We start from the raw sequence: 26,963 nt of genomic DNA, 5'->3' as shown, positions 1-26,963 counted from the left end.
CGCTGGTCTGACGGCGGACCCGAGGTGCTGGCGCGGTTCTCAACAGAACCCCGCCAGCACCTCCCGCACCACCGCGCCCGGATCATCCGCGTCCATCAGCGCCCGCACCATCACGACGCCGGCCACCCCGGTTCCCGCCAGGGCGGCGGCGTCCGCGGGGGTGACGTCCCCGATCGCGACGATCGGCAGGCGGGTGGCCGCCACCAGCGGCGGGTACCCGGCCAGGCCCAGCGGCTCCCGCCCGGAGTCCTTGGTCGGGGTCAGCCGGAACGGGCCGGCGCCCACGTAGTCGATCACCCCGCGCAGTCCCTCCGCCGCCCGGACCAGCTCCGGGGTCCCCGTGGTCAACCCGATGACCGCGTCCGGTCCCAGCAGCCCCCGTGCCGCCCGCACCGGCAGGTCGTCCTGCCCCAGGTGCACCCCGTGGACGGGCGCCCCGCGCCGCCGGGCCGCCCAGGCCACGTCGGCCCGGTCGTCCACCAGCACCCGCGTGGCCGGGTTCGCCGCGCGCACGGCCTCGGCCACGGCGCAGGTCAGCTCGAGCAGTCCGGCCGCGGTGGCCCCCTTGGCCCGCACCTGCACGACGCCGGCCCCGGCACCCGCCGCGGCGGCCGCCACCTCCACGGTCCGCGGGCCCACCCCGGAGGTCACCAGGTAGCAGCGCAGGTCCAGCGGCTCCCGTCCACACCTCTCGCCGGTCATCGGTCCTCCCCTGTCCCCGTGAGAGCTCCCGCGGCATCCCCCACCGCGTCCAGCGCATCCAGCAGCTCCATCCGGAAACTCCCCGGCCCGGCGGCCCGCCCCGCCGCCACCTCCCCGGCCACGGTCAACCACGTGGTCGCGGCCAGCGCCGCCCGGAACGGGTCCGCCTCCACGGCACAACAGGCCGCGGTCAGCGCCCCGAGCAGGCACCCCGTGCCGGTGACCCGGGACAGCAACGCGGTGCCGCGCGCCACCGAGGCCGACCGGCCGGCGTCGAGCACCAGGTCTGCCGCCCCGGAGACGGCGACCGCTCCCCCGGTCCGGCGCACCACCTCCCGGGCGGCCTCCTGGGCCGCGTCCGGCGACGCCACCGAGTCCGCGCCGCGCCCGCCGGCGCCTTCCCTCACGAGCGCGAGCACCTCGGAGGCGTTGCCGCGCACCACCACGGGACGTGAGTCCAACAGCTGCCGGGCCAGGGGCGTGCGCACGGGGGCGAGGCCGATGGCGGTGGGGTCGAGCACCCAGGGGCGCCCGTCCCGCACGGCGACGGCCACGGTGGCGGGGATGCCGTCCATCGCGTCCGTGCTGAGGGTGCCGAGGTTGACCGCGAGCGCGTCCGCCACGGTGGTCACCGTGGGCGCCTCGGCCAGGGTCTCGGTCATCATGGGGCGGGCGCCGGCGGCGAGCAAACCGTCGGCGACGATCCCCATGGACACGGTGGCGGTGAGGCAGTGCACCAGCGGCTGGCGCGTCCGCACCGCGGAGATGACGTGCGCGACGGCGGCCAGGTCCGGATCCGGCTTCACCGGACCGCCCCCGCAGCTACAGCATCCAGGTCATCCCCCAGGTCCCGGGGTGCGAGCCGGGGGCCGAGCGCGGCGCCGAGGGCCAGCAGCAGTCCGCCGAGGCCCACGAGCACCATGACCGAGCCGTGGCGGCCCAGCACCGGTTCGATGAGCGGCAGGTAGAACGGGTAGAGCGCTGGCACCACGAGGGACAGGCTGTAGCCCATGCCGTAACCGGTGGAGCGGACCTCCGTGGGGAATCGCTCGGAGAGGTAGGCGGAGACCGGACCGTAGGCGGAGACCGTGATGACCTGCAGCACCGCGGCGAACACGGCGGCCAGCAGGAAGGTGGAGGTGGTGATCGCGAGCCACCACACCACCGGTCCGGCCACCGCGGCCACCAGTCCCCAGAGCATGAACAACCGCCGCCGGCCGGTGAACGTGGAGAGGTGACCGGCCACGGCCATCACCACGGCCTGGGCCACCGAGGCCAGCCCGATGACCACGGGCACAGCCGCCGGATCCAGCACGGAATCGGTGGTCATCCGCTCGGTCAGCAGCAGCACCGTGCTGTAGGTCAGCAGCCACAGCCCGGTCATGAGCAGGAAGACCTGCCAGAAGGCCTTGGCCCAGCGGCCGGTGAGCAAAGATCCCAGGCCCGACGCCGGCCGCTCGCCCACCGCTGCCGGCTCGCCGGAGGTGCGGGGCGCGGTGCGCGCCCGGTGGAACACCGGGGCGTCGGCCACCTGGCGGCGGTAGTAGGCGAACATGCCGAGGGAGAGGGCGGCGCCGATGACGAACAGCAGCCGCCACCCCCAGGCGGCGTAGTGCTCCGGGCCGATCAGCGCGAGCAGCCCGGCCACGGAGAACGCAATGGTGGCCTGCGCCCAGGGAGCCATCGAGAGGATCAGTCCGCTCATGAGGCCGCGCTTGCGGCCGGTGGACCACTCCATGGCCAGCGGGATGGCCGCGGAATACTCCCCGGCCACGAAGATCCCGCCGAGGAACCGCAGCGCCAGGATCAGGGCCACGGTGCCCGCGCCGAGCAGCTCGTGCGTGGGCACGGCGGCGATGGCCAGCGCGCAGACGGCGGTCCCGGCGATCGCGATGCGGGTGGTGCGGGTGCGCCCGAGCCGGTCGGAGATCCGCCCGAACACGATCCCGCCGACCGGCCGGCCGAAGAGCATCGCCACGATGATCAGCGCCCCCGTGGAGGCGGTGGCGGCCGGCCCGGCGAGCACGAGCATGGCCGGGGCCAGCGCGGTCACGGGCAGGAAGACGTGGATGTTGTCGATCCAGTTGCCCACCACGCCGGCCCGCAGGGCGGCCTTGCCCTCCGGTGGCATGGCCGCGACGCCGGACTGCTGGGGGGGCTGTTGCGGGGACTGTCTCGGGGAGAGACCGTTGATGGCGGCGGTCATCGTGCGGCTCCGGCGAAGTCAGCGGTGGCGTCTGTGCTGAGCGCTGGGGCCAGGGCAACGTCGGGCGCCTGGTGTCGTGACGCCGCTACCTCCGGTTCGAGCCGCAGCGCTTGTTCGAAGAACTCGAGCTCGTGCCGGCAGGCGGTGAGGTACGCGCGGGCCGCGGCAGCACGCACGGCCGGTGAGGCGCCGGCGAGCTCGTGCTCCACCTGGTCCAGCGCTCCCTGCACGGCCGTGACGAAGCCGGGGTCCCGGTAGGTGTCCAGCCAGGCGGCGTAGGGATGGTCCGCGGGGACGTCCGGGATCCCGCCGCCCACCTGGGCGTAGAGCCAGAAGCACGGCAGCACCGCGGCGGCCCCCACGGCCCGATCCTCGCCGAGGGTGGTGGCGAGCAGGAAGTCCGTGTAGGCGCTCGTCACGGGGCTGGCGGTGGTGCGGGCGGCCTCGGGCCGGGTGGCCATCCACGTCCGGTGCAGGTCGGCCTCCTCGGTGATGGCGCCGGTGGAGGCCTGGGACCAGAACTGCTGAGACTCGGTGCTGGAGGACCGCACGGCGAGGGCGGCCAGGGAGCGGGCGTAGCGGTTCAGGTAGAGCGCGTCCTGGGCCAGGTAGAACGTGAAGTCGGCCTCGGACAGGCTGCCGTCCACCAGAGCCTGCACGAAGTCCGAGGCATCGATCGCCGAAGTGGTCTCCGCCCCGGCCTCCCAGAGGGCGGTGGTCCAGGGGCCGGCCGGTGGCACGGCGGCCGCCGGGGTGGGGACCCGAGGGGCACCCAGGTCCTGCGGTGTCTCGAGAGCCCGGGGGACGGCGTCGGGCCTCAGCCAGGGGTTGGCGGTACCGGCGGCCTGCAACCGGCGGGACCGGTGCGCGTGGTCCACGGGGCCGTGGCCGGAGCCGACCTGCAGGGCGGCGCCGTGGAGGATGGCCTCGTGCAGCCAACCGGTGGCCCACGTGAGCGCGGCCTCCGGGGTGTCCCCGCGGCCGAGGCGGGTGGCCAGGGCGGAGGACAGGGAGCAGCCGGTGCCGTGCGTGCTGGTGGTGTCCACGCGGGTGGAGGGCACGGCGATGCGGATTCCGTCCGGGGACAGCCAGGTGTTGGTGACCGTCAGGGTGTCCAAGTGGCCGGTCTTCACGATGACTGCCACCCCCGTCTCGGCGGACCACCGGGCGGCCTGCTCGAGGGCTTCGTCCTCCGTGGCGGCGCAAGGCTGGCCGGTGAGCACGGCGAGCTCATCGATGTTGGGAGTGACCACGGTGGCGCGGCGGCAGAAAGCGACCATGGCCTGCTCGGCCTCGGGCTGCAGCAACCGGTCCCCGCTGGTGGCGATCATGACCGGGTCGACGACGATGATCTTGGGCTGGATGGTGTCCAACCAGTCGCCGACCGTGGCGATGATCTCCGCGGTGCCGAGCATGCCGGTCTTGACGGCGTCCAGGGTAACGTCGTCGCTGACTGTCTGGAGCTGCTGGGTGAGGAAGTCAGTGGGCGGGACGTGGAGGTCCCGCACGCCGTGGGTGTTCTGGGCGACGAGGGTGGTCACCACGCTCATGCCGTAGCCACCGGCCGCGGTGATGGACTTCAGATCCGCGGCGGTCCCGGCACCGCCGCTCGGATCCGTGCCGGCGATCGAGAGCACGCGGGGCACTGAGGGCAGGGCGGGGTTGGGCGAAAATTGGGTATGGCAAGAAGAAGTCACGCGGACATCCCTTCGCTAGTTCGAACTAGATCAGGTTCCACGGGTTTGATCTCAGCGCCGGCCGGCGCACCCCGTGTCCACGGCCCAGTATAGGCAAACCCGAAAGTGACTGAGCGTGCCCACCGGTCGCCAGGGCAAGAAGGACCTTCATTCAGCATGCAACAATGAAGCGTTTAATTAGCACCCAATACGTCATGTCAAATGCATTGCAGCTTGGCCTCGAATAATATTTCAGATTCGACAGGAGCAATAACGCCGAGTACGACCCAGGGGCCATCCCACATCGATGGCGGCCGCCCAGTCTGCCACCACCCAACGCCACAGCACGGCTTGCGGAACCAACGCGTAGCGGCGAAGGCTTCGCAGCCCGGGAGCTGATGCTTACCAGGCCTTTCGCAACGTTGGAACCAGGCTCAAGTGCGGAGCTTGTACCTCGAAAAGTCGACGACAACGAAAAATCTGAGAGAGGAGCAATTTTGCTACGCCGCTTACCCTCTGGCGACAACGGAACCGGTTCAATGGCGACCCGCGGCCGCCAGAAAGACTGCGGATCAGCCCACTGCCGCGAGTTCGCAGACGGGTTGCGGACTCAGCAACGATCAGAATCTGGTCCGGCACGTCGAGCCTGACCTGCGACCGGAAAATCAGCGACTCCACGAGGCCGACCAATTTTCGGTACGAGGAACACTGGAGGGCATAGGCCTGCTCCGGAACCAGAGGAACAATCCCTGGCTTCAGGCCACCGGAGCCACAGTCCACTAATCGAACCGTCAGCGTTGGCCTCAGCCCTGAAGTGTCGAGGCGAGCGACCTGTGAATGCGCCCACAATTGGACAAGCGGAGTACTGCCAATTCGACTAGCATCGGTAAGCATCTCAACGCACCGGAGAATGGACACCCATTGGACGAACTTCCGATGACTCGCGCACGTCTGTACGTTTTGATCAGCTCTTTCGAGAACGATATTCGAGAGAATCTGAGAAAGTACGTCATTGACGACCTGGGGGAGGAAGTTGCTCTGGGCTCCTTCTATAGCAGCTGCGTGTCCAAGGCTGACTCAGATCGAGCAGGCACACAGAATCTCCTATCCAACTTTCTAGACCTCCGCGAAGCCTACGACCTGATGAACACTCACCGAGGAAGACTGCCGAGCGATCTCGCTACGGAAACGCGAGAACTGACAACGAATCTAGACCGCCTGGTCGCCATAAGAAACCGCGTGATGCATTCCCGCCCCCTTGCCCAGGGTGATGGCGACGCTGCTTTGTCGCTACTGAACCAATTCCGTACCGGGTACTGGAACGAGCTCCGTCGAACTATGGCGCAGCTGCATGCTGACCCGGAATGGGAACCAGCGATTCTCACTCCTGCCGACCAAAGTAAGACTCTTCACAATCTTCCCCTCGCTGACTACGACGACACGGGACTAATCGGTCGCAGCAAAGAAGTATCGGAGATTGTGGCTCTGCTCAAGCGTGGACGGGAACCAGTCATCACCATCACTGGCGAGGGCGGGATTGGCAAGACTGCCCTGGCCCTCGAAGTCGCATACCGGCTGGTAGATGACCAAGAACTACCCTTTGAGGCAGTCTTATGGACTTCCCTCAAATATGAGAAACTCACGGCTTTCGGAGTAAAACAAATTTCGGGCGCCGCGAGGGACATAGTCGGGGCGGTCCAGCCCGCGGGAAGTCTCCTAGAAGCCGGTTTCTCGGGGTCGATCGAGGACCTAGCGGAGCTACTCAGCGGCTTCAAAGTGCTTCTAGTCCTCGACAATCTGGAGACTATTTCTGGAGACGAATTTCGATCGTTGTATGATGCCTTGCCCGACGACGTGACATACCTCATTACAAGCCGGATAGGGGTGGGCGAGTACGAGCGTCGATATTCACTTGAAGCGCTAAGCGACATCGACAGTCTCCAGTTATTTAATCAGTTCGTTCGATCTAGAAGGATCTCTGGACTGGACCGATTGAACAAAGAGGTTAGAATTAAAGTTGTTCAAGCGCTCCGGCATAGCCCCCTCGCCATTAAATGGTTTGCACTAGCAGTCGAAGCGGGCAATGACCCGGTTTCGCTGATCCGCCGGCAGGATGACTTGCTTGAGTTCTGCGTCCGATCAGTGTACGACGATCTCAGTCGACCAGCCCGAGAAGTACTAGTTGCACTCGACGTTCTTGCCCGTCCGCTGACTTCAGACGAACTCGTGGTACTCCTGGACAGGCCTGTCGACGAGGTATCGCTTGGAGTACAAGAACTCATCCGCGGTTCTCTTGTGAGAAGGCAAAGCGCAAGCTCAGAAGACGAATTTCTCTTTCAGATTGTGCTAACAGAAACGGCGACGCAGTTCCTCGGTAGAAGAATAAAACCCGATCAAAAGCTACAACGTCAGCTTGAAGTTCGCGATCGAGAGTTCCGCGAAGTACAAGAAAAGCGAGCAAGTGACATGGCAGTCCGGTCACTTGCCCCGGTTGTAGTTCGGCAGCGAAGTGAGGCTGATGCACCGACATGCACCCTCCTACGCCAGGCTCTGCTACTTACACGAAAGGGTGAAGACAGAGAAACCATCTACGAACGCATAGATCTAGCTCGACGGATGAATCCAGATTTTTGGGAAGTGGACCGGGTTGAGGGATTCATTCGTGATTCCTTTGGGGAACTGGCGGCCGCGACGGCAAGCTACGAACGTGCATATGCTACGGCGAAGGGCGAGGATCGAGCAGTAGTGGCCCACTTCTTCGCAGGGCATCTTGCTAGGAAGGTGCGAGATGTCAACCGCGCAGTCGAATACGCCAGGGAAGCACACGACGAACTGGATTCAGCAGAGACTAGCGCTGCACTCGGAAGCTACTTAATCTGGAGCCACAAGTTCGATGAAGGCACAAGCCTACTCGAGTCTGCTATTCCTCGGTCGACAGGTAGAAGCCGTGTCATCGCAGTGAGCGCACTCGCGGAAGGCTGGCGCAGGTACGCGGAGTCTGTTGGGGGCGAGGACCACAATCCCTTAAGGCAGTTCCAGTTGGCTTCGAAGGGGTTCGGAATCGGAATGGCGGCGATAGAGTCTGGCATCGTCGACGAACGGCTTCGAGCAACAGCAACAGACTGCGCCGTTGTTGCCGTGAAGGGTGCAGTACAAAGTGGCCGCGCAGGTATTCGAGTTCCTGGGCTAGTCGACCACTTGACAAGGCTGGACACTACGTCCGTGCGCCTCGTTGGAAGTCGATCGTGGCCGAGCCTTGTCCAGACAGTTCGACAGTTGGCTGTAACCCGAGGGGCGCCTATCGCCGCCAAGAGGCTACTAGAAAGGATCGACGAGCTCACTGGGGAAGGCGTCGACTCATCACCCCCCGTCTCATCGAGCGAGACACTTGTCGGAGAGATAGTTAATGTCTCTGAACGCTTTGGGTTCATTCGTCACCCCAAATTCCCCGAGAATGTTTTCTTTCACGCAGGTTCCGTAATCTCCCAAGACGGCATTAGGTCCCTAAAGGGAGGCAACCTGGTCAGATTCAGCGTAGAAATTGTGGACAGGGGACCCAGAGCAAAGAATGTTCACCTAGCCGAATATTCCTAGCCATGTCCCGCCGCCCGAACGACTGATGGCGTCAGGATAACAGTTTTTATCTACGCGCAAACTAGTTACAGTTCTCCTTATTCGCAAAGATGCCCCATTCGCCAAGAGCCTGGTTTGGCTTCTCCCGAAGCATTGGGCATCCGGTTGCGCGGCGCCTCTCTACTTTTTACCTTTTTGCAAACGCCGCCCAGTTGCCGCATTCGCTCAGGGTATATCCGCGGCGTTGATGGATACTCAGCACGTGCAGCGGAGGTCTTGCCGTCGACCGGGAATGAGGCTCCTGATTCGCAACACTCATGCTGCAATTCCAGCAGCTTTAAAGTCAGCAACTGGAACTGCTCGATGAAGAGTCCAAACGATCTGCATCGGACGTTCCCCTTGCCAGGAAGCAAGATCTGCAGTTCCTAAGCAGACGAACGAGGTGGTACCAATTTCATTGCCAGGCGTCTCTCGAACGAATAGCATCGTTTTCGTCTCGTTGGAGCGCTTGTTGGCGTAACGACTTCCGGTAGCTGACGACGGCCGCGTGGTGTTCTGACTTTCCCAATGGAACTGTTCCCGGCTGATGGCGTAATCACGGTACATGGTGGTGGGCGAGAAGTCGCGTTCGGACTTCTTCACGTTGATCAAGAGTGCATCCGTAGCAAACTCTTCGGACCAAGCGACTCCGGACACGTGAACTGCGTCGGGAAACTTATCGAACGTCCTGATGCCGAGAGCTGGCAGGATCTCCTCCCTCCGGTAGTGAGCATGGGCAAGAAGTGGAGTTGCACTGCCGAGCGCCGTTTCACTTGGATTCGTTCGGGTCACCGAGAGAGTGTGCTCAAAGATCTCCTCCACTTCGTTGACGAATGCCGCCTGAGTACGGACCCACCGGAAGGCTTCGTCCAACGAGCTGAACTTCCCCTTTCGATAGATAGCCGTGAAGTACAGCATCTCGGCGAACTGCCGCTCCCGGGTAGATATAGACCCGATCTCGATGTCTTCGCGCAGCAGACGCAGATAGGTGTCAGCTCGTTCCTGGTCGTCGACGTGAACTAGCGACGAGGCCCGTAGGACTTGCGTCAACTCCACCTTGGGCAGATCTGCTCGGGGTTCTGCCCTGTCGGCCTTCATCCGGAGCGTCGTCCACGATCGACCGTTGGCACCGGATCGGTAGATGTCCGAGAGGCTTCGCCCTGCTTCCTCCAGGTACTGATCGAGCCGATACTCCCACAACGACCGGTTCCCGGCGTGATCACGGATGTCTTGTGCCAGCTGGTTCCCCGTCATGGCGATCTGTCCCTTGACGTTGTTGATGACGACCTCCTTGGCAACCGCATCCAGGACGATTTGGGATCCAGCAGGAAGGAAAGGGAAATCGTTCTCGATGTCCTCGATCAAGCGCTTACGGCCGGAACCCGTGAGGGCACGGAGCTTCTGGTCGAAGCGGAACTCCTTGCGCTGCATCCCAATGAAGTCCAGAACCGTGAGGACATCCTTGCCGAAGGATCTCCGTAGTCCACGGCCGAGCTGCTGCAGGAAGATGGTCGCGCTTTGGGTGGGGCGGAGGAAGAGCACCGTGTTCACCTGCGGAATGTCCAAGCCTTCGTTAAAGACATCCACGGTGAAGATGCACTTGATGTCTCCCCTCCGCAGTCCCTCCACTGCGGCGCGGCGATCTCCTCCTTGCGTCTCGCCGGTGACTACCGCCGAGGGAATGTTCGCGAGGTTGAAACGATCGCTCATGTACTGGGCATGGCGAACCGAAACACAGAACCCGAGGGCCTTGATGTCGTCGATCGAGGACGACTTGTCCACTAGCTGCCGGACGATCAGCCTCACGCGGGCCTCATTGCCGGTATAGAGATTCTCGAGTTCTGAAGCGTCGTACTTCCCAGCTCTCCACGAGACAGCGGAGATGTCAACTTCGTCGGCCACGCCAAAGTAGTGAAAGGGGACCAGGATGTCCGTGTCCAAGGCATCCCACAACCTCAGTTCCGAGGCAATGCGGTTATCGAAGAACGACTTGACGTTGACCCCGTCTGCACGCTCTGGAGTCGCCGTCAGTCCGAGCAGTTCCACAGGCTCGAAGTGGTCCAGGATCCGCCGATACGTCGCGGCTTCAGCATGGTGGAACTCATCGATCACGACGACGTCGAAATGCTCTCGTCCAATCGCGTCGAGCCCCCGCGACGTCAGCGACTGAACGCTGGCGAAGACGTGATTCCATCGCGACGGCCTTTGACCATCGACAAACAGTTCCCCAAAGGATCCCACGCCCAAGATGTTCCGATAGGTGCGCATCGCTTGCTCGAGGATTTCCTTGCGATGCGCGACGAACAGCAACCGCAGGTCTTTCTTGTGCTCCGTGACGAGGTTTCGGTAGTCAAGTCCCGCCACCACCGTCTTGCCAGTGCCCGTGGCTGCCACTACGAGGTTCCGGTGGCGGTCATGAACCGACCGCTCAGCCAGAAGGTCCTCCAGAATGAGCGTCTGGTACGGATACGGACGGACTTCGAGACCCGACAGATCGACGTTTTTGCCCTCGCTGCTGAACGACCCGTTGTTGATCTCCCGGTCCAGACGTTCGGAGTCCGTATCCGGGTCGTATGGTTCAAGAGCAGGATCCTGCCAGTAACTCTCGAACGTCGCCTCGAACTTCTTCATCAGCTCCGGTGTGGCCACGGAAGACAAGCGAACATTCCACTCCAATCCATCCAGTAGCGCAGACTTGGAGAGATTCGACGAACCGACGTAGGCCGTGCTAAAACCACTGTTGCGGTGGAACATCCACGCCTTCGCGTGCAGCCGCGTCGACTTCGTTTCATAGCTGATGTGGACCTCGCCGCCGAAGTCCCGCACGATCCGATCGAGCGCGCGCCGTTCTGTGGCTCCCACATAAGTGGTGGTGATGACCCGAAAGGGCACCTGACGGCGCTTCAGCTCGGCGAGCTGTTCCTCGAGGATCCTCAAGCCATGCCACTTGACGAAGGCACAGAGTAGATCCACTCGATCGGCGGTGTCGAGCTCTGCACGCAGTTCGGCACCAAGACTCGGTTCGTGCGAGGAGTTGGTCAACAGAGCGGCCGCCGACAGCGGTGCTTCCGGGCGGTGGAACGGTGCGGTCGATGGTTCATCGATTGTCCGGACTTCCGTGAGAGCCGCCAGATTACCTTCAGCACGAGGAGCAGACTGTCGGTAATCCTCGCCCAGAACAGCGATGACCTTCCGTGCCAGATCGACTCGTTCGGCAGCGCCCTTCTTTGACTCCAGAGCATGGCGGATAATTCCGGACAGGTGGGTCGCCAGTTGATGTGGCTCCTCCCCGTCCTCTACATCAGCCGTCTCGTACCTGATGCCCTCAGAACGGGAAAGCCGGCTATCGAGTTCTTCGGTCAGCAGGGATTCATAGATCCCCACAGGAATATCCGAAGGCAAGCCGTCTCTGACCGGATCCACTGGAACGACCTTTCCCTGAGCTGTGCCAAACATTGGGATAACAGGGCAGGTGCCATCCCGGATGCTCGAACCGTAACAGGATGGGCGGACTCCTTCGAAGAATGCCTCGGTCCGCCCTCATGTTCACATCAATACAGGAGCCGCACGTTGTCCTCCAGCTCGTCCCGCGAGACCCAGAAGGTGTTGGCCGCAGCCTCGGCCTTCTCGAAGGCCAGGGCCACCGTGGCCACGATCCGCTCATCGGACGGAATCGCCAGCGCCTCACGCAGAGCCAGCGAATACAGCGTCTGGGCCGCCTGCGGAATGGGACCCAGCAACAACGAGGCAATCTACGCCCCCATGTCCACGGCACCGTACTCGCACAGCTCAGCGGCCACGGTGATGACCACTACGTGCGGGGCACCGAAGAACTGGAAGTTCTCCAGGTACTGCCGACCGCGCGCATACCGGTCCTCCCGGCCGATGCCCAAGGCGCCGTACAGCGCGAACCCGGCCTGCCGGCGCCGGGCCAGCCGTTCTGCCGGGTTGGTCTCCGGATCCAGCAGCTCCGGCTCCTTGGCCGCGCCCCCGCCTACGTGGACCGTCAAGGCCTCGCAGTTGCGCTCCAGAGTCTCGCCTGCGAGGACGTAGGACGTCCATGTCTGGGGGTTACAGGACGTAGCGGTGCGCTGAGCCAAGCCAGAACCCGACGCGGCTTGGCGCGATCTACGGGATGGATGCACGCCAGCTCTGTGTGTGGGGGGGGCATGAGCCCCTCACCGTTTGCCACGGCGTCGGCGAATATGGCCCCGCAGGCGGCATACGTGGTGGATCTGGTCTCGGAAGTCAGTTCTTTGTCGCCCTACTCAATGGCTCGGCGTGCGGCACAAGCCAGACGCCCACTCCAACTCATCGGGGCAGACTGTGGCGCTGCTATCCCGCCCTGAGACACAGATACTTTACGGCCACGAGGGACCAGTAATGCACCAACCGTGACGATCATCGATTAACAGACCATTGGTCCTCTGCGGAACGGACATCTGCGCGCAAGACGTCGGTGGCCACTGTTCCAGGTGGCCGCTCCTGAGTTCCGGGAGTGCACCAGGCTACTCACAGACATCTTGCGACTGATCGACTGATATTGTCGCGGAGTGAGTTTCGAAGAAGATTCGTCCGACAGTCGAGTGCGGGCGTTCAACACTCGACTACGGGGTGTGAACGTCAAGTGCGTAGTGAAATTCGATGGCTCCGACCTTCCGCAAATCCAGGTCGAGACCCGATCGGAATCCGTTGAACGAGGCTTGCGCGAAGTCTCCAAATTCGCAGGATATTGTCGGCGTACCCTCGTCCTGTCTTCACAGAACGCCGAGGAGGTCAAATGGGCTACAGTGCTCGCGTCCTACTTCGGTTTCGGACTCGATCTCGACGTAGGAGAACACAAGCACGAAATCATGCCGGCTCCTGCTCTCGACCGAACCGACGACGAGGGCCCGCAGAACAATTTCACACGACGCGTTCTTTCTCTGCTCCCTCAGGTCTGACTGATCGCGAAGAAGTTCACGTCTTCCGGCGCGTTCCAAGGACGTCCAACGAGCGCTCCAGTCGACTCATGGGCGACAACCGCGTCTTGAGCTAATCGTCGCCAAACCCCAGGTCGCTCCCCCGGCGATACGGAAAGCAGCTCCTGCGCATACGCGTCGATGATCGCGTGGTTATGTCGAGCAGCGGCCATGGCTTCTGTTTTCGAGAAGCGGTCGATACTTCGTCCATTGCACTCTCGGCATCCACATTTGGGCGCTGGTACCGCCGTATACAACTCTTTGCGCATATACCCAGTCTTCATCCAGTGCATATGTCCCGGGATTAGCGCGTAGGGCGTCGGATCTTGCGGCTGATGTGCTTTACCTTTGTCCTTTGGAGGGGTAAATCGACGAGAACTGGGTCTGGTACCGATCGCCGCGCCGAGGGCTCCGTGCGCGATGGCGTCAAGCCCAGCAAGGTCAGTTCTCCAACTGAACGCTTCCGAACGAGTCATGATCCGACGATAGGTGTCGAGCTTGCGCCGCGAGCCCAATGGGTTGGTCGAAGACCCGAAAGCCAGCAGTACCGGATGAATACTCTGTTCGATAACAGCGGCAAGGAACTCTTCGTGCTGCGGCTGAAGCCAACCCGAAGCAAGGAAAAGCGGAAGTACGATGTCGTCACTACTGATCGCGTTGGACGCTTGAACGATTGCTCGGAGTGTCTGAACATCGCCTACGCTCACGAAGCCCGCTGGGAGGAGCACGATAGTGGCACCGCTAGTGCGCTGATACCCCAAGATCTCAGCCACGGTGGGCCCCCGGACCAGCCCTTCGTCTTCAGCGCCTTGAAGATACCAAGGCCGCTCGGGACTCGCCTCGATGATCGCATGTGAGTCAGGCTCGGCGATCAAAAGCAATTCGCTATACGCCAAGTGGAGTCTCTTCATTACCTCGTGGCGTTTCGCCCCAGTGATGACGAGACCTTCGTACCCGGCATCCAGGTGAGGCGCTATCACTTCGGCCTCGTCACAGCCAACGATGGTTAAGATGCGGCCGCGAAGACGATCGCGCGCAGTGGTGCGGAGTGGCGCTAGTGCCGGTGAAGCGAGTACAGGGTTGACGGAATTCACGCGACCTCCAGGTATTGACGATTCAGTTCTTCTGAGGACATCAGCGCGTCCGCCGCAATGTCAGCAAGGGACTCACCCGCTGTTCTACGTCGACGTACGACTTCCTTCACAAGTGTTGGCGACTCCGGGTCCATCTGCACAGGTTCGTACTTTCGAGCGCCGCTCATTGAAAGCTCGATATTCAGGCTCCGATAGGCGGAGTCGCTGATTGAACCCACATCGCGTGCACGCCGAGCGAGTGCAGCGATGGAAGTGCCCCAAACCTTCTTCAATTCCACGAGCCTGGGAAGCGTCGCTCCTTCCAGGACATCTCGGATATCCGCGCGCGGCATCAGGAACTCAGCGGCGAACTCATCTGCTTCTCTCTCACCTTCACGGGAGGGGAGATCATGCAATACTGCGTGGCCAAGTTCGTGCGCTACCGTGAAGCGCAGTCGATCACCAGGAGCATGGCTGTTAAGCATGACTATAGGTCGCGCGTTCTCCGGCCAGCTCGCGATAGCATCGACCCGAACGGATTCCACGTCCCACATGAGACAGGGAACGCCTCGAGATTCCAGCAGGGCCACAATGTTCACAATCGGTCCCCGCGAAATCTCCCATAGATCGCGAACAGCACGGGCGCGGTCGGATGGCGTATCCAGAGCCGACCCTAAAGGAAGCCGAGGAACATCTGGCGTGGGCATCGCCTCTCTGGCGATGAGTCGACTGGTCCGCACATGGGTAAGCATCATGTCCGCGTGAAGCTTGTTCGCGACCTTCGCAGGCAATGACGCCTGTTTTCGGTGATACACCCGACTGTGGGGCGCTTGCACTGTCGTGCCATTAATAAGGGCAACGGGCACGCGCAATTGCTCGGCCAGCGCATCGATACGTCCATCGATCGGCAGAATTCCGCTCTCAAACTTCGAGATGACTCCCTGTGCAACACCCGAGCGCTGCGCCAACATCGCCTGCGTAAAGCCACGAGAAACTCGCGCTGCTTCGAGCAAGGAACTCCCACCTCGTTGAATCATGCCTCGATCATATCATCCATTCCCGTCTAATATGGAGAATTATTCCGCAGGTTCAAGGATTCGCCTCCAACTGCTCCCGTGGCGTCAGCACCTCGATGTCGAAAACGTCGCCACGCTTTTCCTTCCGATGCGCTCCGATCCAAATCACTCCGAACGTGCTGGGACACCAATTAAAGTCAGCTCGCAGGGTCCCTACTTCACTGCGCCACATACCCTCCATCTACCGACCACACCGCGCCGGTGACGAAGCTGGCGGCGTCGGAGGCCAGGAAGCAGATGACATCGGCGACTTCCTCGGGAGTTCCGAGGCGTCCGATCGGCTGGCGGGCGGTCATCTGCGAGCGCACCGACTCGTCCAGGCCCGCAGTCAATGGAGTCTCCACGTAGCCCGGGGCCACCGCGTTGACGCGGATCCCCGTCGGGGCATAGGTCAGTCCGGCGGAGCGGACGAGGTTGGCGACCCCGGCTTTCGCCGCCGAGTACGGGGCCGAGTTGACCTGTCCGACGAGACCGATGATCGAGGAGACGGCTACGACCGCTCCGCTCCCCCGGCCGTAGTCGGCAGCAGCCATGTGCCGCAGCGCGTGCTTCATGGACAGAGCTACCCCGGTCAGGTCGATGTCCAGCACGGTGCGCCAGTGATCCACGTCCAGCTCGTGCAGAGGTCCCTTCCGCTCGGCGATGCCGGCGTTGGCCACCAGGACATCTACGCTCCCGGACCAACCAGCGGCCACGCCGAACTCCGCAGCCGCGTCCATCAGTGCCGCCACCGACTCCTCGTCGGTCACGTCGCAGCGCACGGACAGCGCACGGCCGCCCGCAGCCTCAATCTCAGCCACCACCTCGGCGACCCGCGGATCCACGTCCCCGATCACCACGGCCGCCCCACGGGCGGCCAGCATGCGCGCGGTCGCGGCGCCGATCCCGCCGGCCGCACCAGTCACCACCGCCGTGCGCCCCGCGAAGGGCGAGGGATCCACACCCAGCCGGGGGCCGGCATCGGGCCTCTGGCCTGTCTCAGCACCAGTCCCAGCACCGGCCCCCACGGGATCAGGAGAACTCACGCACCGACCTCCATGGCCCGCTCCAGCGCATCGGCGGAACCCGACTCGGCAGCCAGCTCGGCGATGTCGCGGCCCATGCGGTAGCCGAACACCAGGGCCGGCCCGATGTGGGAGCCGTAGCCCGGGTAGCCGCCACCGAACACCGACACCGCCGCGGCACCCACGGAGTACAGCCCAGGGATCCGCGCGCCGTCGGCCCGCACCACGGCGTGACGCGAATCCACGTCGATCCCCGCAAAGCTCCCCAGGTCCCCCATCCGCACCTTCGCGGCGTAGTACGGGGCCTTGTCCAGCGTGGCCAGGTTCGGGTTCGGCTTGTGGTCCATGTCCCCGCGGAAGTGGTTGTACGCGGTGGAACCGCGCCCGAACTCGGTGTCCTCCCCCGCCACCGCGTCCCGGTTGAACCGGTCGATCGTGGCCTGCAGACCCTCAGCATCCACCCCGATCTTCTCGGCCAGCTCGGCCACGGTCTCGCCTTTGACCAGGTAGTCCGCGGCGTAGAACAGCTGGCGCGGGATCGGCGTGGGTTTGGCGAAGCCGATCCCGTACTTGCGCATCAGCTTCTCATCGCCCACGATCCACGCGTACACCGACTCCTCGCTGGCCCTGTGGTCCAGCATCTGCCGGCCGAAATCGTGATAGCTCAACGCCTCATTACCGAAGCGCTTGCCGTGCTTGTCCACCGTGATCATGCCGGGCAGCCCGATCTGACGCAGGTGCGGGAAGAGCCGCTGCGCCCTCGAGACAATCCCCTTGAACACCGTCACGGGGGCCCAGGAGCCCGGGGAGGACACGTCGGCGTTGATCCGCCCGCCCACGGCCATCGCCATCCGGGCCGAGGAGCCGTCGTGGCCCTGGGTCGGGGTGAAGTGCTGCCCGCCATTACGGTCGTGCGGGAAGTACTGCTTCCGCAGTTCCGCATCCCCGGAGAACCCGCCGCCAGCCAGCACCACGCCGAGCCGGGCCTGCACGGTGCCGGCCCGCTCACCGGAGAGGACCGCGCCGGTGACGGCACCGTCGTCGTTCGTCACCAGTTCCTCGACCGGAGTGGAGGTCCACACCCGCACCCCGGCGTCCAGCGCGGAGGCGACCATGCGGGTCATCAGCGCCGAGCCGTTGGTGCGCTTGAGCGGCTGGCCGAACACGGCGGTGTCCACCCAGGTGCGCAGCAGCTTCGAGGCCGTGTAGGTGAAGGCCTTCACGGACTGGTTGGCCTTCAGAATGGTCGCCATGTCCGGGCCCACCTGCGGCATGTACCCGAACACCGTGTACGAGCTCAGGTACGGCTGCAGCTCCTTACGGCGGGACCCGAGCATCCGGATGTCCGCATCACTCGGCAGGATCGCGCGCCCGCCGAGCTTCGCCCCGGGCAGGTCCATCTGGTAGTCCGGGGCCTTCTCCGGGTAGGAGAACACCACGGAGGTGTTGTCCTCGAAGAAGTCGATGGCCTCCGGCACGGTGTCCAGGAACCCGGCCACGCCCTCCTCGTTGTAGTAGTCGCCGGACAGCGCCTTCAGGTAGGTCTCCGCCTCGGCCCGGGTGTCCCACGTGGCGGCGGTGCCCTTCGGGTTGCCCGGCACCCAGGACCAGCCCGCGGACAGGGCCGTGGTGCCGCCGAAGTGCTCGGACTTCTCGGCCACGATCACGTTCAGTCCGTCATGGGCGGCCCGCAGGGCGGTGGCCATGCCGGCGGCACCGGAGCCGACCACCAGGACGTCGCACTTGTGGACGGTCTGGGTGGGGGTGTTCTCAGTCATGTGTTCTCCAGAGGTCGGGGTAGACATCGTGCTCAAGCTCAGATCCGGCCGGTGGCCCGCAGGTAGGGCTCGCCGAGCTCCTTGATGGGGGTGTGGGCGGTCTCGCGGGCGGTGATGCAGGCGCCGGCGGCGAGCAGGGCGCACACGGAACCGAAGATCGCCACGGGGACCCAGCCGAAGGTGCCGGTTCCCAGCAGCAGGCCGCCGATCATCGGGCCGAAGCCGGCCACCATCAGGCCCAGTTGGTTGCCCATGGCCATGCCGGTGTAGCGGACCGGGGCGGCGAACAGCTCGCCGAAGAAGGAGGTCCACACCCCGTTGAAGCCGGAGTACAGCACGGTCATGAACAGCAGCGAGGCCAGGAAGACCATCCAGATGTTGCCGGTGCCCAGGGCCAGGAAGTACAGGAAGATGGTGGCGGCGCAGCCGAACATGGCGGTGAGCATGAGCGGCTTGCGGCCCAGCCGGTCCGAGAGGCGGCCGGCGGCGGGCATCAGCACCATGGACAGGCCGATCGACACGGCGTTGACGGTGAGGATGGCGCTGCCGTCGAAGCCGCCGTGGTCCGTGGCGTAGGACAGGCCGAACACCGTGAACACGGTCTGCATCACGGAGAAGATGGACATCAGCAGCACGCGCAGCACGTCCGGGCCCTGATACCTCAGCACCTCGCGGGCGGGCAGCTTCTTCTTCTCGCCCGCCTGGACCACCTCCTCCTCGAACACGGGGGTCTCATCCAACCGGGTCCGCACCCAGAAGGCGATGGCCAGCACCAGGATGGACAGCAGGAACGGGACGCGCCAGCCCCAGCTCATCATGGCCTCCTCCGGCAGCGCGGTGACGGGGATGAACACGAGGGTGGAGAGGACCATGCCGGAGGCGTAGCCGGTCATCACGAAGGAGGTGAAGAAGCCGCGGCGGCCCTCCGGGGAGTGCTCGATCGTCAGCGAGGAGGCCCCCGCGGACTCGGCACCGGCGGAGAAGCCCTGCGCCAGGCGGGCGATCACCAGCAGGACGGTGGCCCAGATGCCGATCTGGTCGAAGGTCGGCAGCAGACCGATGGACAGGGAGGCCATGCCCATGATCAGCAGGGTCACCAGCAGCACGTTCTTGCGGCCCAGCCGGTCGCCGAAGTGGCCCATCACCAGGCCGCCGAGCGGGCGGGCGATGTAGGCGACGCCGAAGGTCGCGAAGGAGGCGATGGTGGCGATGGCCGGGTCACCGCCGGGGAAGAACAGCTGCGGGAACACCAGCGCGGCGGCGGTGCCGTAGATGAAGAAGTCGTAGTACTCCAGGGTGGAGCCCAGGAAGGAGGCCAGGGCGGCCTTGCGCGGGGAGCGCACGTTGCCGCCGGCGGTCACCGTCTCGGCGCCGCTGACGCGGTGCGTGCTCGGGGTCTTCGGGGTCTGCGGAGCGGTGGTGCTCATGAGGGGTCCTTGGGGGTGTCGAGTTCCAGGTCCACGTAGGCCAGGTCCCGCACGTTCGGCAGGGAGAGGGGCTTGATGGCCTCGTGGGCGGGGTGGGTGTTGTAGACGGCGAGGGCCTCACGGTCCTCGAAGTCGGCGATGATCACGTGGTCCCAGGATCTGTCCGTCTGCAGGACGTCCGGTCCGTGTTGCAGGGCGATCAGGCCGGGGATGGCGTCTTGGAGCTTCTCCAGCCCGGCGATCCACTGGGCGCGGATGTCCTCGGTGAAGCTGTCCTTCCAGCGGAACATGACGATGTGCCGGATCATGCGGAGACCTCCTCAAGGTGGCGGGGACCGGACCTGTCAGCGCCCGGTGCGCGGCCGGCGTCGTTCCCGGTGTTCTCGGTGTTCTCGGTGTAGTCGGCCGGCTGGCCGGCCAGGGTGCGCCCGGCCAGGTAGGCCATGGTCATCAGCGGGCCGAGGGTGGCCCCGGCGCCCGGGTAGCCGGCGGCGTAGGGGCTCTCGGTGGTGTTGCCGGCGGCGAACAGGCCCGCGATCGGCGCGCCGTCCACGTCCAGCACCCGGCCGTGGCCGTCCGTGGCCACGCCGCCGCAGGTGCCGAAGGCCCCGTTGACCACCTCGAGGGCGTAGTACGGGCCGTACTGCAGCGGCCCGAGCGAGGGGTTGGGCCAGGCGTTGTCCGCGTCCCCCCAGTAGCGGTCGTACTCCGAGGAGCCGCGGCCGAAGTCCGGGTCCTGCCCGACGATCGCGTGCTCGTTGAACCGCTGAACCGTGGCTTCGAGGGCCTCGGCCGGGACGCCGGTCTTGGCGGCCAGCTCGGCCAGGGTGGGGGCTTCGATGAGCCAGTCGGGGGTCGGCTGACCGGCGCGGTGGTCCAGGATGCCGTAGCGCTGCAGGTAGGACTGGTCGAAGACCACGTGCGCCGGGGTGTTCAGCGTCTGGTTCTTGGCGGAGTCCCAGGACTGCAGCACGCGGGCCAGGTCGTTGTAGTTCTGCGCCTCGTTGGCGAAGCGCTCACCGTGGCGGTTGACCATGATGGAGCCCGGACCCTGACGCTCGAAGCGCAACAGGTTCCCCACCGGCTCGCCGTCCCGCAGGGTGCCGACCACGGACATCGGCGCCCACCAGGCCTCGCGGGTGCCACGGGTCATGGCGCCGATCCGCTGGGCCATCCTCAGGGCGTCGCCCGTGTTCGAAGGCGGGGAGCACATCGTGTACAGCCGGGTGGCGAGCATCGAATCGGCCTGGGCCCGGTCCCACTCGAAACCACCCGCGGCCAGCATCACGCCCGCGGTCGCCTGGATCTCGGTGCCGTCCTGAAGCACGACGCCGGCCACGCGCCTCGCGGAGATGCCCGCGCCGGCGTCGTCGGTTGCCGATTTCTTCTCGACCAACCGCTCCACGCGGGCGTCCACCGCGAAGTGGACGCCGTGCTCGAGGCAGGCCGCCAGCAGCATGGCGACCAGCGCGTGCCCCTTGGCCGCGAAGCCCTGGGCCTGGCGGGCGTTGAGCTCGTCCCAGGGGAACGCGGTGAAGGCACCCCAGTCCTCGTACTCCTGCATGGTGTACGGGTGGCGGCCGTCCGTGCGGACGTGCTCCGCCAGGTCTCCGAGGGCCTCGCGGGCGTTGAACAACTCGGGCTCCACCGTGCGGCCGCCGGTGACCGCACCAGGCAGGTCCTGGCGGTAGTCCGGGAAATTGTCCAGGAAGATGAACCGCACGCCGAGCTCGTCCTCGGCGAATCGGAGCATGGCGTCTCCGCGGTCCAAGGCGGCGTCCAGCAGTTCGGCGCGGCCGCGGCCCCGGGCCACGGCCTCCACGTACGCGCGGCCGGCCGTCTTGGAATCGGCGATCCCGGCCTCGCGGGCGTAGTGGTTGTCCACCACCCAGAGCATGCCGCCCGAGACGGCGGAGGTGCCGCCGAGCAGCGCGGACTTCTCCAGGACGATCACGGACTGCCCGGAGCGGGCGGCGGTGGCGGCGGCCGTCAGGGCGGCGGCGCCGGAGCCGACCACGACGACGTCATAGGTGTCACGTGGTTGGCCGTTGAGCATTCGCATGGCAGGTCCCTTCCGGGGCGGGCGGTTGATTGCGAATGATCGTGACACCGATCACAGCACCCGGAGGAGGGGGTGTTCCGTTGAACCGAACTGCCCGGCCCGTTCAACGGAACTGCCGGTCGGATGGAAAGAATCGCGATCAAAACAACACTGGTGTAGTTCACAACGCGCTTTCTTGAAACCCTTATCTTGTCTGCACCTGTTCCTACCGTGATTCTCGTCAGCACCCAACGCCCCTGGCACGCCAGCCAGAGGGCGGAGGGAACCCTTCACCCCCTGAGGAGAATCAGCAGTGGAACAGCTTCCCCCGCATCCACCACCCGGCCCCGCGCCGTCTCGCGACCCTGACCAGGGCCCGGGGCGCGGCGGCCCTGAACCGCCCACGCCAGAGCCGCGTGAGGATCAGAGACGCCGGATCATCCGCGCCGCCCTCTCCGACGCGGTCCGGAACCTCACCGACGCCGGGACCACCGATCCTGCCGACAGGACCGGACCAACCCAGTAGGCGATCATTCGAACGCACCGTCTCCACAGCGGCGGCCTCCACGCCATCCCCGGCGTGGAGGTCGCCGTTGTTTATTCCATTCAGACCGCCTTCGGATTCTCGGAAAGCGAGCTGGATAATCACACCAATGTGGTTTCAGTGAATTGCTTATCTTGTCCGTGGCTCTCCATAGCCTCTTCTCGTCATCGACCCCTCACCTCCGGCACACCGGCCGGCAGGCCACGGTTCGCCCCTTCACTCCAGAGGAGATACGCATGGAACCGCTTTCCCCGCACACTCCGAGACCCACCTCCACCCCGAAGAAGCCCTGGTACCGGCGTTGGTGGGCATTCGCCCTGGCTGTCGCCGTCGTCCTGGGGGCAGCGATCGGCGCCCTGAACCTCAGCGGAGAGGAGACCCTCACGTCCACGGCAGACCAGTCGCCCTCGCCCACGCGCAGCGCAGAGCGTGTGGAAGCCACCGAGTCCACCTCGCCGACGCCGGAGCAGTCACCGACCTCGAGCTCGGCCACCCCGACACCCACCCCGACGCCAACTCCGACCCCGACTCCGACCCCCACGGAGGAGCCCGACGTCCCGGCCGATCCGGCGGACTACGAGAAACTGGGCACGCGCGATCTGGCCCTGCTCACCAAGAATCCGGACAGCCACGTCGGCCGCCAGGTTCAGATCTATGCCAACATCACGCAGTTCGATGCGGCCACGGGTGACTGCATCTTCCGTGGCAACACGGCGTACACGAACATGGCCGATTCGTGGGACTACGAGCACAACTCGATGTTCATGGGCGAGGGCGGAGCCGGTTGCGAGGCCCTGAGCGACTTCGTGGCCGATGACGAGGTGTTCGTCCTGGCCACGGTGGGGCCGTCCTTCTCCTACGACACCCAGATCGGCGGCAGCACCACCGTTCCCACGTACCTGGTGGACGGGATCGAGCTGATCCAGTAGGCCATCGGCCGCAACGCACCGTCTCGGATTCGACGGTGGCGTCCGCACCATCCCCGGCGGACACCACCGTCGTTCCCGGTAGCGCCACCCATCCGGAACCAGGGGGTCGACGGCGGCGCTCACCCCGGCCTGAGGGATCCGTCACAGGGGTACCGTCAGGGACTCCCGGCACCGCTGGGCAAGGTGGTTGACTCGGTGGGTGGCCGCAGCGTCAGAGACCGACGGCGGCCACCTGAATCAGTACAGAAATCAGCACACACCGTACAAAGGACCTTGATGACTGCTGTTCCCGCTTACATTGCCGCCAACGCCACTGACCCGATGACCCTCGGGACCGTGGAGCGGCGCCCGGTCGGCCCGCAGGACGTGCGGATCGACATCCGCTGGTCCGGCATCTGCCACTCGGACATCCACACCGTCCGCGGCGACTGGGGCCCGCAGCCCTACCCGCTGACCGTGGGCCATGAGATCGCCGGGATCGTGGCCGAGGTGGGCTCCGAGGTGACCACCCACCAGGTGGGCGACCGGGTCGGCGTCGGCTGCCTGGTCAACTCCTGCGGCGACTGCACCAACTGTGACAACGGTGACGAGCAGTACTGCCTGAACGGCTCCGTGGGCACCTACGGCGCCACGGACCGGGACGGCACCATCACCCAGGGCGGCTACGCCACCGGGATCGTGGTGGACGCCGGGTTCGTGCTGCGCATCCCCGAGGCCATCCCCTTCGAGGCCTCGGCCCCGCTGCTGTGCGCCGGCATCACCACCTACTCCCCGCTCAAGCACTGGGGCGCCGGGCCCGGCAAGCGCGTGGCCGTGGTGGGCTTCGGCGGCCTGGGGCACATGGCCGTGAAGATCGCCCACGCCATGGGCGCCGAGGTCACCGTGCTCTCCCAGTCACTGCGCAAGCAGGAGGACGGCGAGCGCCTGGGCGCGGACCACTACTACGCCACGAGTGACCCGGAGACCTTCACCACGCTGGCCAAGAGCCTGGACCTGATCATCAACACGGTCAGCGCCCCGGTGGACGTGGATGCCTTCCTGGGCCTGCTGGCCGTCAACGGCGCCCTGGTGAACGTGGGCGCCCCGTCCGAGCCGATGAGCCTGAACGTGGGATCCCTGCTGGGCGGGCGCCGCACCTACGCCGGCTCCATGATCGGAGGGATCGCCGAGACCCAGGAGATGCTGGACTTCTGTGCCGAGCACGGCATCGGCGCGGAGGTCGAGGTCATCAGCGCAGACCAGATCAATGCGGCCTGGGAGCGGGTGCTGGCCTCGGACGTGCGCTACCGCTTCGTGATCGACACCTCCACGTTCACGGCCTGACAGTCTCTGCCGGGCTGCTCACTGCTGGGCTCTCCGCGAGGGAGCCCAGCAGCTGCAGCCGCTCCGCGGACGGCGAGCCGGGCTGGGCACTGTAGATCACCAGGGCCAGCCCCTCGTCCCCGGTGAACTCGGTCTCCTCGTAGGCCAGTTCCAGGGCGCCGACCTGCGGGTGGTGGAAGTGTTTGACGCCGGAGCCGTGCACGCGCACGTCATGGGCGGCCCACAGCGTCCGGAACGTCTCGGACTGGGTGGAGAGCTCCCCCACCAGGTCCTGGATGCCCCGGTGCTGCGGGTTCTTGCCGGCGATCATCCGCAGGTTCGCCACACACATCGCGGCGAACCGTTCCCACTCGGGGTAGAAGTCCCGTGCCGCCGGGTCCAGGAACTGGAACCGGGCCAGGTTGGGCGCCCGGCCGCCGCTCCCCAGCACCGGTGAGTAGAAGGCCCGGCCCAGCCGGTTCACGGCCACCAGGTCCTGCATCTCATTGCGCACCACCGCGATGGCCCCGGTGATCGCGTCCAGGGTCCACTGCAGGGACTCCCGCGGCGGCACCGCCTGGTTGGCGGGGCGGCGTCTCCGCCCGGAGGCCGGAATGCCATCCGCGGTGCGGGCCAGATCGTACAGGTGGGCCCGTTCCACCTCGTTCAGGTGCAGCGCCCGGGCCAGACCCTCCAGCACCGAGGAGGAGGCCCCGGCGATCTGACCGCGCTCCAGCTTGGTGTAGTACTCCACGGACACCCCGGCGAGCACCGCCACCTCGCTGCGCCGCAACCCCGGCACCCGCCTGTTCGACCCGGGCGGCAGGCCCGCCGCCTCGGGGGTGACGCGCTCCCGCCGGGACATCAGGAACTCACGCACATCCGCTCGATTGTCCATCTCCCCAGACTAGTGAAGGTGGCACCCATGAAGGAGGCACCAGCGGTACCCCTCTCGGCGGGGACTCCCCTGGCTCGGTGGGCCGTGATTGGCTGGGCCCTGACCCACACGCCACCTGAAGGAGAATGCCATGCGCGCAGTCATCATGGACGCCCCCGGCGAGATCACCGTCGCCGAGCGGGAGGACCCCCGCATCGTCGAGCCCACGGACGCCGTCATCCGCCTCACCGCCACCTGCATCTGCGGCTCTGACCTGTGGCCGTACCGGGGCGTGGAGCCCGCGGACCACTCCCCCATGGGGCACGAGTACGTGGGAGTGGTGGAAGAAGTGGGCGCCTCGGTCACCACCGTGAAGCCCGGCGACTTCGTGGTGGGCTCCTTCGTGATCTCCTGCGGGAAGTGCGAGATCTGCGTGTCCGGCTACCCCTCGAAGTGCATCCATGCCGAGTTCGTGGCCGGCATCGGCACCCAGTCAGAGAAGGCTCGCATCCCCCTCGCGGACGGCACCCTGGTGACCACCCCGGGCTTGCCCGACGACAGCCTGATCCCCTCGCTGTTGGCCGCCAGTGACGTGCTGGGCACCGGTTGGTTCGCCGCCGACGCCGCCCAGGTGGGCCCGGGCAAGACCGTGGCCGTGGTGGGTGATGGCGCCGTGGGCCTGATGGGTGTGCTCGCCGCACAGCAGATGGGTGCCGAGCGCATCATCGCCATGTCCCGTCACGCCGACCGCCAGGCCCTGGCCCGCGAATACGGCGCCACGGACATCGTCACCGAGCGCGGCGCCGAGGGCGCGGCCAGGATCAAGGAGCTCACCGGCGGGCTCGGCGCGCACAGCGTGATCGAGGCCGTGGGCACCGAGGAGTCCATGCTGCAGGCCATCCACTCCACCCGCGGCGGTGGCCACATCGGCTTCGTGGGAGTGGCCCACGAGGGCGTGCAACTGCCTCTGGACCAGCTCTTCTTCGCCGGGGTGCACCTGCACGGCGGCCCCGCTCCCGTGCGCCGCTACCTGCCGGAACTCATCCAGAAGATCTGGGACCGCGAGATCGATCCGGGCAAGGTCTTCGACCTGACCCTGCCGCTGGACCAGGCCGCCGAGGGGTACGCCGCCATGCACGAGCGCCGAGCCATCAAGGTCATGCTCACCCTGTGAAGAAGGATTCATCCATGGAACTGAAAGACCTACTGACCGCGCTCGACGCCGGCGAGAGGATCACAGGCGATTCGCCCCTGCATGCGGTCATGCACCGCACCAGCCAGGAGGCGCTGCGCACCACCGGCGAGCTCAACGGCGGCTATCACGAGCCGGAACGAGTGCGGGAGCTGTTCACCGAGCTGACCGGGAAGGCCGTGGATGAGACCGTGGCCGTCTTCCCGCCCCTGCACTCGGACTTCGGCAAGAACCTGACCATCGGCCGGCGCGTGTTCATCAATTCCGGCTGCCGCTTCCAGGACCAGGGCGGGGTGACGATCGGGGATGACTGCCTGATCGGGCACAACGCCGTCTTCGCCACCCTGAACCACGATCTGGCCCCGGAGCGCCGCGCGGACATGCTCCCCGCGCCGATCATCCTGGGCCGCAGGGTCTGGCTCGGCGCGAACGTCACCGTGCTGCCGGGGGTGACCATGGGGGACAACTCGGTGGTGGGCGCGGGCTCCGTGGTGACGCAGGACGTCCCAGCCAATACCGTGGCGGTCGGCTCCCCGGCCCGGGTGGTGCGCGAACTGTAGCCG

Annotated in this window: 21 protein-coding genes and 1 riboswitch; of the genes, 6 read left to right on the top strand and 15 right to left on the bottom strand. The window is 65.5% G+C overall.

All coding sequences use genetic code 11. From position 1 onward, the window contains the following. Positions 1 to 39: 39 nt before the first annotated feature. The 4 genes from IMT31_RS10090 to IMT31_RS10075 form a co-directional block, all read right to left on the bottom strand. Positions 40 to 702 (bottom strand): thiamine phosphate synthase, encoded by a 663-nt coding sequence (locus IMT31_RS10090; protein WP_413542670.1) that lies wholly within the window; start codon positions 700 to 702, stop codon positions 40 to 42. Further along, positions 699 to 1,508 carry a hydroxyethylthiazole kinase gene (gene thiM / locus IMT31_RS10085; protein WP_413542669.1) on the bottom strand — a complete coding sequence of 270 codons (810 nt, stop codon included), beginning with the start codon at positions 1,506 to 1,508 and terminating at the stop codon, positions 699 to 701. The genes IMT31_RS10090 and thiM overlap by 4 nt, the downstream gene beginning before the upstream one ends. After that, entirely contained in the window at positions 1,505 to 2,908 is a 1,404-nt protein-coding gene (locus IMT31_RS10080; RefSeq protein ID WP_413542668.1) for an MFS transporter, read from the bottom strand. The genes thiM and IMT31_RS10080 overlap by 4 nt, the downstream gene beginning before the upstream one ends. Next, the gene (locus IMT31_RS10075; RefSeq protein ID WP_413542667.1) at positions 2,905 to 4,605 is read right to left on the bottom strand and encodes a bifunctional hydroxymethylpyrimidine kinase/phosphomethylpyrimidine kinase; all 1,701 of its coding nucleotides are present in this window, start codon (positions 4,603 to 4,605) and stop codon (positions 2,905 to 2,907) included. Before IMT31_RS10075 ends, IMT31_RS10080 begins: the two co-directional genes overlap by 4 nt. Further along, positions 4,596 to 4,689, bottom strand: a riboswitch (TPP riboswitch). Its footprint overlaps the gene before it by 10 nt. An 816-nt stretch (positions 4,690 to 5,505) precedes the next feature. Between IMT31_RS10075 and IMT31_RS10070 the strand changes: the two genes are divergently transcribed. After that, positions 5,506 to 8,178 (top strand): cold shock domain-containing protein, encoded by a 2,673-nt coding sequence (locus tag IMT31_RS10070; protein WP_413542666.1) that lies wholly within the window; start codon positions 5,506 to 5,508, stop codon positions 8,176 to 8,178. A gap of 294 nt (positions 8,179 to 8,472) precedes the next feature. Here IMT31_RS10070 and IMT31_RS10065 read toward each other — a convergent pair whose 3' ends face one another. The 3 genes from IMT31_RS10065 to IMT31_RS10055 form a co-directional block, all read right to left on the bottom strand. Beyond that, the gene (locus IMT31_RS10065; RefSeq protein ID WP_413544402.1) at positions 8,473 to 11,586 is read right to left on the bottom strand and encodes a DUF3427 domain-containing protein; all 3,114 of its coding nucleotides are present in this window, start codon (positions 11,584 to 11,586) and stop codon (positions 8,473 to 8,475) included. Positions 11,587 to 11,747: 161 nt separating this feature from the next. Beyond that, positions 11,748 to 11,939: a hypothetical protein gene (locus IMT31_RS10060; RefSeq protein ID WP_413542665.1), complete on the bottom strand. Its 192-nt coding sequence runs from the start codon at positions 11,937 to 11,939 to the stop codon at positions 11,748 to 11,750. Positions 11,940 to 11,948: 9 nt separating this feature from the next. Next, positions 11,949 to 12,296, bottom strand: coding sequence for a hypothetical protein (locus IMT31_RS10055; protein WP_413542664.1), 348 nt, complete (start codon positions 12,294 to 12,296; stop codon positions 11,949 to 11,951). Positions 12,297 to 12,749: 453 nt separating this feature from the next. Here IMT31_RS10055 and IMT31_RS10050 point away from each other — a divergent pair, with 453 nt between their 5' ends. Beyond that, on the top strand, positions 12,750 to 13,139 hold the full coding sequence (locus tag IMT31_RS10050) for a hypothetical protein (RefSeq protein ID WP_413542663.1): 390 nt from the start codon (positions 12,750 to 12,752) through the stop codon (positions 13,137 to 13,139). Here the strand turns inward: IMT31_RS10050 and IMT31_RS10045 are convergent. The 7 genes from IMT31_RS10045 to IMT31_RS10015 form a co-directional block, all read right to left on the bottom strand. Then, the gene (locus IMT31_RS10045; protein ID WP_413542662.1) at positions 13,130 to 14,251 is read right to left on the bottom strand and encodes a hypothetical protein; all 1,122 of its coding nucleotides are present in this window, start codon (positions 14,249 to 14,251) and stop codon (positions 13,130 to 13,132) included. The genes IMT31_RS10050 and IMT31_RS10045 overlap by 10 nt on opposite strands. Further along, on the bottom strand, positions 14,248 to 15,243 hold the full coding sequence (locus tag IMT31_RS10040; protein WP_413542661.1) for an ImmA/IrrE family metallo-endopeptidase: 996 nt from the start codon (positions 15,241 to 15,243) through the stop codon (positions 14,248 to 14,250). Before IMT31_RS10040 ends, IMT31_RS10045 begins: the two co-directional genes overlap by 4 nt. A gap of 221 nt (positions 15,244 to 15,464) precedes the next feature. Next, a complete protein-coding gene (locus IMT31_RS10035; protein WP_413542660.1) occupies positions 15,465 to 16,331 on the bottom strand; it encodes an SDR family NAD(P)-dependent oxidoreductase in 867 nt (288 codons plus the stop codon). Continuing rightward, the gene (locus tag IMT31_RS10030; protein ID WP_413542659.1) at positions 16,328 to 18,088 is read right to left on the bottom strand and encodes an FAD-dependent oxidoreductase; all 1,761 of its coding nucleotides are present in this window, start codon (positions 18,086 to 18,088) and stop codon (positions 16,328 to 16,330) included. Before IMT31_RS10030 ends, IMT31_RS10035 begins: the two co-directional genes overlap by 4 nt. Before the next feature lie 38 nt (positions 18,089 to 18,126). Continuing rightward, the gene (locus tag IMT31_RS10025) at positions 18,127 to 19,515 is read right to left on the bottom strand and encodes an MFS transporter (RefSeq protein WP_413542658.1); all 1,389 of its coding nucleotides are present in this window, start codon (positions 19,513 to 19,515) and stop codon (positions 18,127 to 18,129) included. Beyond that, positions 19,512 to 19,823: a Dabb family protein gene (locus IMT31_RS10020; protein WP_413542657.1), complete on the bottom strand. Its 312-nt coding sequence runs from the start codon at positions 19,821 to 19,823 to the stop codon at positions 19,512 to 19,514. The genes IMT31_RS10025 and IMT31_RS10020 overlap by 4 nt, the downstream gene beginning before the upstream one ends. Then, the gene (locus IMT31_RS10015) at positions 19,820 to 21,577 is read right to left on the bottom strand and encodes an FAD-dependent oxidoreductase (RefSeq protein ID WP_413542656.1); all 1,758 of its coding nucleotides are present in this window, start codon (positions 21,575 to 21,577) and stop codon (positions 19,820 to 19,822) included. The genes IMT31_RS10020 and IMT31_RS10015 overlap by 4 nt, the downstream gene beginning before the upstream one ends. A gap of 759 nt (positions 21,578 to 22,336) precedes the next feature. Between IMT31_RS10015 and IMT31_RS10010 the strand changes: the two genes are divergently transcribed. Together IMT31_RS10010 and IMT31_RS10005 are read left to right on the top strand one after the other, a co-directional pair. Continuing rightward, complete coding sequence (locus tag IMT31_RS10010) at positions 22,337 to 23,029, top strand: hypothetical protein (protein WP_413542655.1); 693 nt, start codon at positions 22,337 to 22,339, stop codon at positions 23,027 to 23,029. A 276-nt stretch (positions 23,030 to 23,305) separates the two neighbouring features. Continuing rightward, positions 23,306 to 24,352, top strand: a complete 1,047-nt coding sequence (locus IMT31_RS10005; protein ID WP_413542654.1) for an NAD(P)-dependent alcohol dehydrogenase — start codon at positions 23,306 to 23,308, stop codon at positions 24,350 to 24,352. On the opposite strand, the gene IMT31_RS10000 is transcribed toward IMT31_RS10005, so the two are convergent. Continuing rightward, the gene (locus IMT31_RS10000; protein ID WP_413542653.1) at positions 24,342 to 25,229 is read right to left on the bottom strand and encodes a helix-turn-helix transcriptional regulator; all 888 of its coding nucleotides are present in this window, start codon (positions 25,227 to 25,229) and stop codon (positions 24,342 to 24,344) included. The genes IMT31_RS10005 and IMT31_RS10000 overlap by 11 nt on opposite strands. A gap of 130 nt (positions 25,230 to 25,359) precedes the next feature. On the opposite strand from IMT31_RS10000, the gene IMT31_RS09995 reads away from it, so the two are divergent. After that, positions 25,360 to 26,382, top strand: coding sequence for a zinc-dependent alcohol dehydrogenase family protein (locus IMT31_RS09995; protein ID WP_413542652.1), 1,023 nt, complete (start codon positions 25,360 to 25,362; stop codon positions 26,380 to 26,382). A 14-nt stretch (positions 26,383 to 26,396) separates the two neighbouring features. Then, the gene (locus IMT31_RS09990) at positions 26,397 to 26,960 is read left to right on the top strand and encodes a sugar O-acetyltransferase (protein ID WP_413542651.1); all 564 of its coding nucleotides are present in this window, start codon (positions 26,397 to 26,399) and stop codon (positions 26,958 to 26,960) included. Positions 26,961 to 26,963 lie beyond the last annotated feature (3 nt).

The organism is Citricoccus nitrophenolicus, assembly GCF_047305825.1.
GTDB classification, from domain to species: domain Bacteria; phylum Actinomycetota; class Actinomycetes; order Actinomycetales; family Micrococcaceae; genus Citricoccus; species Citricoccus nitrophenolicus.
The sequence above is the reverse complement of the archived record's forward strand: the minus strand, read 5'-3'. Positions and strand labels throughout refer to the sequence as shown.